General features: G+C 72.1%; 6 protein-coding genes. 2 read left to right on the forward strand and 4 right to left on the reverse strand.

What is annotated here, in order from left to right:
• Positions 1-12: 12 nt before the first annotated feature.
• From KDL28_RS32700 to KDL28_RS32710, 3 genes are all read right to left on the reverse strand, one after another.
• On the reverse strand, positions 13-960 hold the full coding sequence (locus KDL28_RS32700) for an NmrA/HSCARG family protein (protein ID WP_252444801.1): 948 nt from the start codon (positions 958-960) through the stop codon (positions 13-15).
• Positions 961-1,100: 140 nt separating this feature from the next.
• Positions 1,101-2,039 (reverse strand): alpha/beta hydrolase, encoded by a 939-nt coding sequence (locus KDL28_RS32705; protein WP_252444802.1) that lies wholly within the window; start codon positions 2,037-2,039, stop codon positions 1,101-1,103.
• Positions 2,040-2,083: 44 nt separating this feature from the next.
• The gene (locus KDL28_RS32710; RefSeq protein ID WP_252444804.1) at positions 2,084-3,028 is read right to left on the reverse strand and encodes an NADP-dependent oxidoreductase; all 945 of its coding nucleotides are present in this window, start codon (positions 3,026-3,028) and stop codon (positions 2,084-2,086) included.
• Positions 3,029-3,148: 120 nt separating this feature from the next.
• On the opposite strand from KDL28_RS32710, the gene KDL28_RS32715 reads away from it, so the two are divergent.
• Positions 3,149-3,646 carry a MarR family winged helix-turn-helix transcriptional regulator gene (locus KDL28_RS32715; protein WP_252444806.1) on the forward strand — a complete coding sequence of 166 codons (498 nt, stop codon included), beginning with the start codon at positions 3,149-3,151 and terminating at the stop codon, positions 3,644-3,646.
• 462 nt (positions 3,647-4,108) lie between these two features.
• On the opposite strand, the gene KDL28_RS32720 is transcribed toward KDL28_RS32715, so the two are convergent.
• Positions 4,109-4,810, reverse strand: a complete 702-nt coding sequence (locus tag KDL28_RS32720) for a TetR/AcrR family transcriptional regulator (protein WP_252444808.1) — start codon at positions 4,808-4,810, stop codon at positions 4,109-4,111.
• Between the two features lie 107 nt (positions 4,811-4,917).
• On the opposite strand from KDL28_RS32720, the gene KDL28_RS32725 reads away from it, so the two are divergent.
• Entirely contained in the window at positions 4,918-5,877 is a 960-nt protein-coding gene (locus KDL28_RS32725; RefSeq protein ID WP_252444810.1) for an NAD-dependent epimerase/dehydratase family protein, read from the forward strand.
• Positions 5,878-6,000: the final 123 nt, after the last annotated feature.

Genomic DNA, 6,000 nt, shown 5'->3' on the forward strand with positions numbered 1-6,000 from the left:
ACGACATGGTGGTCATGCCGGCTTGACCGCCTCGACGTGCTCGGCCAGCCAGCTGCCGAAGGTCTTCAGTCGGGGGTTGAGGGTGCGGACCAGATCCAGGTCGCGCGCGCCCACGAAGTCGTGCTCGCCTTCGACGTAGAACTGGAACATGTTGCCGAGCTCGTCACCTGCGGGCAGCCCGAGCGAGCGGAACTGGTCGGCCGTGAGCGGGCGGTAGTCGACCGGTTCGCCCAGCGCGTCGGCGAACGCCGCTGCGAACTGCGCGCCGGTCAGGTGCTCACCGGCGATGCTCACCGTCTTGCCGATGTACTCGTCGCCGGCGGCGAACACGCCGTAGGCGGTGCGACCGATGTCCTCCGCCGCGATACCCGCCAGCCTGGCCTCACCCAGCGGCAACATGAGCACGAGCCGTCCGTCCTCGCCCCGCCGCGGTCCGGACCCCTGCGTGAAACCCTCCCAGTAGAAGGTGGTCCTCAGGTAGGTCGTGGGAACGCCCGAGTCGCGGAAGAAGGCGTCCGCCTCGGCCTTGGCGTCGAAGTGCGGGACCGTGTAGCGGTCCTGCAGCACCGGAACCCGCGCGTCGGACACCGGGATGACCTCGCGCGTGTCCTCCAGGGTCGACCACACGACGTGGGCGACGCCCGCCGCTTTCACGGCACGCGCGGCCGTCGCAGCCTGCGCCAGTTCGACGTTCGCGGCCATGGACTCCCAGAAGTTGGTCACCACGTAGACGCCGTGGGCGCCCTCGAACGCCGTCCGCAGGGAGTTCTCGTCCTCCAGGCTCGCCTGCACCACGTCGACGCCGTGTTCGGCCAGCGCGCGGGCCTTGGCCGAGCCGGCGTCCCTGGTGACGGCGCGAGGGGTGAACGGACCGTCGGGGTCGTCCAGAATGGCCCTGACCAGGCCTCCCCCCTGCGCACCCGTCGAACCCAGCACGGCAATGATCTTCTTGTCGCTCATTGGCACTCCCTCTGCAGTGTCGCCGCATGATGTGCGGTTATCTGACTCGTTGAACAGGTAATTCGTCCGGGAGTTCGCGTTGGTTGCTGGCGCCACCTCCTGCGCGATCCGGGCCTGCATCGCGACCAGGAATTGCCAGCTCAGATCGACTTGAGCACCCGGACGCGGTCGGCGATGGCGCGGCGCGCGACGTCGGAGGTGAAGGCGATGGAGTCGAACTCGTGCGGGGCGCCGGGGTGCAGGTGGAACTCCACGGGCACGCCGGCGCGGCTGAGCGTGGTCGCGTAGGCGGTGTCCTCGTCGCGGAAGACGTCGAGCTGGCCGACCTCGATGTAGGCCGCCGGGAGGCCGGAGGCGTCCTCGAGGCGGGCCGGGGCCGCGGTGGCCGGGACGTCGGGGCCGCCGGCGGCCGCACCGAGCAGCGCCGGCCATGCGGTGCGGTTGTCGTCGTAGGACCAGAGCAGGTAGGGCTCGATGTGGGGGTCGGGGGTGGTGGTGCGGTCGTCGAGCATCGGCATGAGCAGGATCTGCCGGGCGATCCCGGGGCCGCGGCGTTCGTGGGTGAGGATCGTGAGGGCTGCCGCCAGGCCGCCCCCGGCGCTGTCGCCCATGACGCCGATCCGCGCGGGGTCGACGCCCAGCTCGGAGGCGTGCTCGTGCAGCCACCGCAGCGCGGTGTACGCGTCCTCGAGCGGGGTCGGGTAGGGGTGTTCGGGCGCGCGGCGGTACTCGACCGACAGCATCGGCACCCCGCTGGCGGACACGTAGCGGGAGACCGGCCCGTCGAACAGGTCGATGTGGCCGAAGATGTAGCCGCCGCCGTGGAAGAACAGCACGGCCGAGCCCGGCGTCGCGCCGTCCTTGGTGTACCAGCGCATCCGGACCTGGGCGCCGTCGTCGGCGGTCGCGTGGTGATCGGTGGTCTCGACGTCGCCGGGCACGGGCTGGGCCGTGCCCGCGGCGCCGATGATGGGCTCCCAGACGGCACGACGAGCGGCGACATCGCCTACCGGCGGCGGGGTGAAGCCCGCCATCGGGGCCAGTGCCGCAGCGATCTCGGGGTCGAGGGTGAAGGGCATGTCAGCTCCTCGCGAGTGGTGTTCGACGCCTGCCGGACGGTGGGTCAGGCCGAGGCCGGGAGGACGATGACCTTGCCCGCCAGGGTTCCCGCAGCCGCCCGGGCGTGGACCGAGGCCAGGTCTGCCAGTCGGACGCGCTCGGCGACGTCGACGGTGAGCTCGCCACGGTCGACGCGCGCCACGAGTTCCGACAGTTGCGTGGCGTCGCTGCGGACGAACATGTCGACGGCGCGCACGCCGCGTTCCTCGTCGGCCGGGGCGGGCATCCACACGGTGGTGCTGACCACGACGCCGCCGTCGCGGACCAGGGCGGCCAGCGCCGTGAACCGGGCGGGGTCGATCGGCGCGAGGTTGAGCAGGACGTCGACCGGTTCGGTGACCGCGGTGGTCACCTCGGTGGTGGTGTGGTCGACGACCTCGTCGGCACCCGCCGCCCTGACCTGCCCGCTGCTGCGGGGGCTGGCGGTGGCGATCACGTCGGCGCCTGCCGCCTTGGCCAGCTGTACCGCGTAGCCGCCCACGGCTCCGCCGGCACCGCTGACCAGGACGCGCTGCCCGGGCTTCAGCTCGGCGTGGTCGAACAGGGCCTGCCACGCGGTGAGCCCGACCAGGGGCAGCGCGGCCGCGTCGGCGAGCGGGATGCTCGTCGGAGCGGGCGCCAGGCTCTCGGCGGGGGCGAGGACGTACTCCGCCGCGGCGCCGTCGACGACGAACGGGAGGAAGCCGACCACCTCGTCACCGACGGCGAGGCCGCTCACGCCCTCGCCGAGTGCGTCGACCGTTCCCGCGACGTCCAGGCCGGGGACGTGCGGCAGGGTCAGGGGCATCGGACCCTGCATGAGACCCGCGCGGATGTTGCCCTCGACGCCGTTGAACGTCGTCGCGGCGACACGAATCCGCACCTGCCCGGCGCCGGGGACGGGCTCGGGGACGTCCTCGTAGCGCAGGACGTCGGGGTCGCCGTACTCGTGGAATCGCACTGCCTTCATGGCTGGTGCCCTCGCTCTCGATCGACGTGTGCTTCGAACTCGAAGCACTGGATGTACGCTAGCAGTGCTTCGAAGGCAAAGCAAGTGCTGAGAATTTGAAGCAACTGTTATGGTGGCGACGTGACCGACAGGCGGCCGTCCCTGGACGCCGTGCAACTGGGCGTGTACTTCGCCCTCATGGAGGTGGCGGGCCTGCTCCGGCACGCGGTCGAGCAGCAGCTGCGCGAGGCCGGCGACCTCAGCTATGTGCAGTTCCAGCTCCTGGCCCGGCTGGGTCTCGACTCACCGACGGGCAGCGAACGGATGACCGACCTGGCCGATGGCGTCGTCTACAGCCGCAGCGGCCTGACCTACCAGGCCGGGCTCCTCGAGAAGGCCGGACTGGTCACGCGCACGCCCTCCGCGGACGACGAACGGGGTGTCACGGTCACGATCACCGACGCCGGGCGGGCGCTGCTGGCCGAGGTGCTCCCCGGTCACGTCGAAGTGGTCAGTCGCCAACTCTTCCAGCCGCTGACGCGCGCGGACACCGAAGCCCTGGCCGACCTGCTGTCGCCGGTGCGCGACCACATGCGTTCGTCGCCGCCCCGCTCGGCGGCACCCCGCCGCAGGCGATGACCCCGCCCTACTCCTCGGGTGGGAGCACGAATTCCATGCCGTACTCCGGAGCGAGTTCGACGGCTCGTCGCACCCGCTCCTCGCGCTCCGCCTCACTGGAGGCTGCCCACCCGCACCTCTACCGAGCCCTCGAGGACGCGGAAGCACTCCTCGAAGTCGTGCCGGGTGGGGGAGGTCCGCCCCCCGGCGGGATGAGCATGTCCAGCATCGCGAAGCGGCCGGCGGTCTGCTCACCGGAGAACAGTTGACCAGGTCCGCCGGAAGCTCGGCCGAGAGCAGCTGCACCCTCGATCACTTGACATCCGTCCTGGCCCGCACGATCCCATGACGAGTGTCGAGGGTCCGTGTCCTCGACCCCGTGGGCCACCCGTCTCCGCCGTCATGGGCCCCCTCGACATGGCCGTCGAACGACGCGGACGCGGGTGCGGAGAGCGGAGGTGCCCCACCTCTGCGAAAGCGTCCTCAGGCGGGCGCGACGAGTTCGGCGACCAGCGCCCGCAGCTGGGCCGCGGCGAGCGGACCGCTGTCGGGACCGAGCCACCGCAGGTGGCCGAACACCTCGAGGATCACCAGCCCGTGCAGGCGGGTCCACCCGCCCATGACCACGGCCGCGGCCTCCGTCGGTAGCTCCGGGTCCAGCGCGGCCGCCCACCGGCGGGTGGCGGGGTCGTCCGTGCCGGCCGGGCGCGATGGGATTCGCAGCCGACCGGCCCGCCACGCGTCGACCACCGGCGCCAGCACCGCCTCCCCCACCCGGTGGCTAGCCGCGTGCGTCGACCCGCCCTCCGGGGCGGCGTAGCCGGGGATCGGGTCGCCGTAGAGCAGGCCGAACTCGTGGCGGTGCTCGATCGCCCAGCGGCGGAACGCGGCGAAGCCGACGAGCAGCCGCTCGGCGACGTCAGCGTCCTCGTGCCCGACCCGCCCCACCGCCACGGCGGCGGCCAGGGCGTCGAACCCGTCGGCGATGAGTGCGGTGAGCAGGTCATCGCGGCTGGCGTAGTAGCGGTAGAGGCCGGCCGGACTCATCCCCATCGCGCCGGCAACGGCCCGCAGGGACAGCTGCGCGGCCCCGACGTTCCGCAGCTGGTCGAGGGCGGCCTCCTTGATCTGACCGATCGTCTGCACCCGCACCCGTTCCCGCCGGGTCGGCGGGGGCCTCCTCATGCGAGCACAGTACTCGTTGCGAACAGTGCTTGCAGAAGAACGAGCGACCACTGTAGTGTGCAAACACTGTTCACATCGCGATCCATAGTCGCAGAAAGTGGGGATCGATGCCTGTCTCCGACCTGCACGTCGTCCTGGGAGCCACCGGCGGCATCGGCCGCGCCCTGGTACGCGAACTCGCCGCCCAGGGCCGCCGGGTGCGGGCGGTGTCCCGTCGCCTCGGGACCGACCTGCCGCCCGGTGTCGAGGCCGTGGCCGCCGACGTCTCCACCGCGGACGGGTCCCGAGCAGCCTGCGCAGGGGCCGCTGTCGTGCACCACTGCGCGCAGCCCGCCTACCACCGCTGGACCCAGGACTTCCCCGCGCTCAACGAGGCCGCGCTGATCGGCGCGGCGGCTGCCGGGGCGAAGCTGGTGCTGGCCGACAACCTCTACGCCTACGCCCCGCCCACGGGCCCGCTGACCGAGGACACGCCGCAGCAGCCGACCAGCCGTAAGGGCGCTGTCCGGCTCCGGCTCGCCGACCAACTGCTCGACGCGCACCGGCGCGGCACCCTCCGCGTCGCGATCGGCCGGGCCAGCGACTACTACGGCCCCGGGACCATCGCGAGCACCGCCGGCGACACCGTCTTCGGCGCCGTGCTGGCGGGGAAGGCCGTGCGGTGGCCGGGCCGGGTCGACGTGCCGCACGCCCTGCACCATCTGCCCGACATCGCCCGCGGCCTGATCACCCTGGCCGACCACGGCGCCGCCGACGGACGCGCCTGGATCCTGCCCGCCGCACCCGCGCTGACCCCGCGCGAATTCGTCGACCGCATCGGTGCCGCCGCCGGGCGACCGGTCCGGATCAGCGCCACCCCTCGGGCGATGATGCGGCTCGTCGGGCTCTTCGACCGGTCCGCGGGCGAACTGCCCGACATCTGGTACCAGTACGACCGCCCGTGGACCGTCGACGACGGGCAGTTCCAGCGGACCTTCGGGCCGCAGCCCCCGACCGGCTGGGACGAGGGCATCGCCGCGACCGTCGACTGGTACCGGGGCCATCACCCGGCGAGCACCCGGTCCTAGTAGGGCTTTGTTAGCTCGTGTTGTCGAAGGTGCGTTGGCAGGTGTGGCAGACACCGGCCCAGACGACCAGCAGTTTCTGGAGTTCGCGCAGGACTGCGTAGAGGGTCAGGCCGGCGCAGGGGC

It is taken from the genome of Pseudonocardia humida, assembly GCF_023898865.1.
Classification (GTDB): Bacteria; Actinomycetota; Actinomycetes; order Mycobacteriales; family Pseudonocardiaceae; genus Pseudonocardia; species Pseudonocardia humida.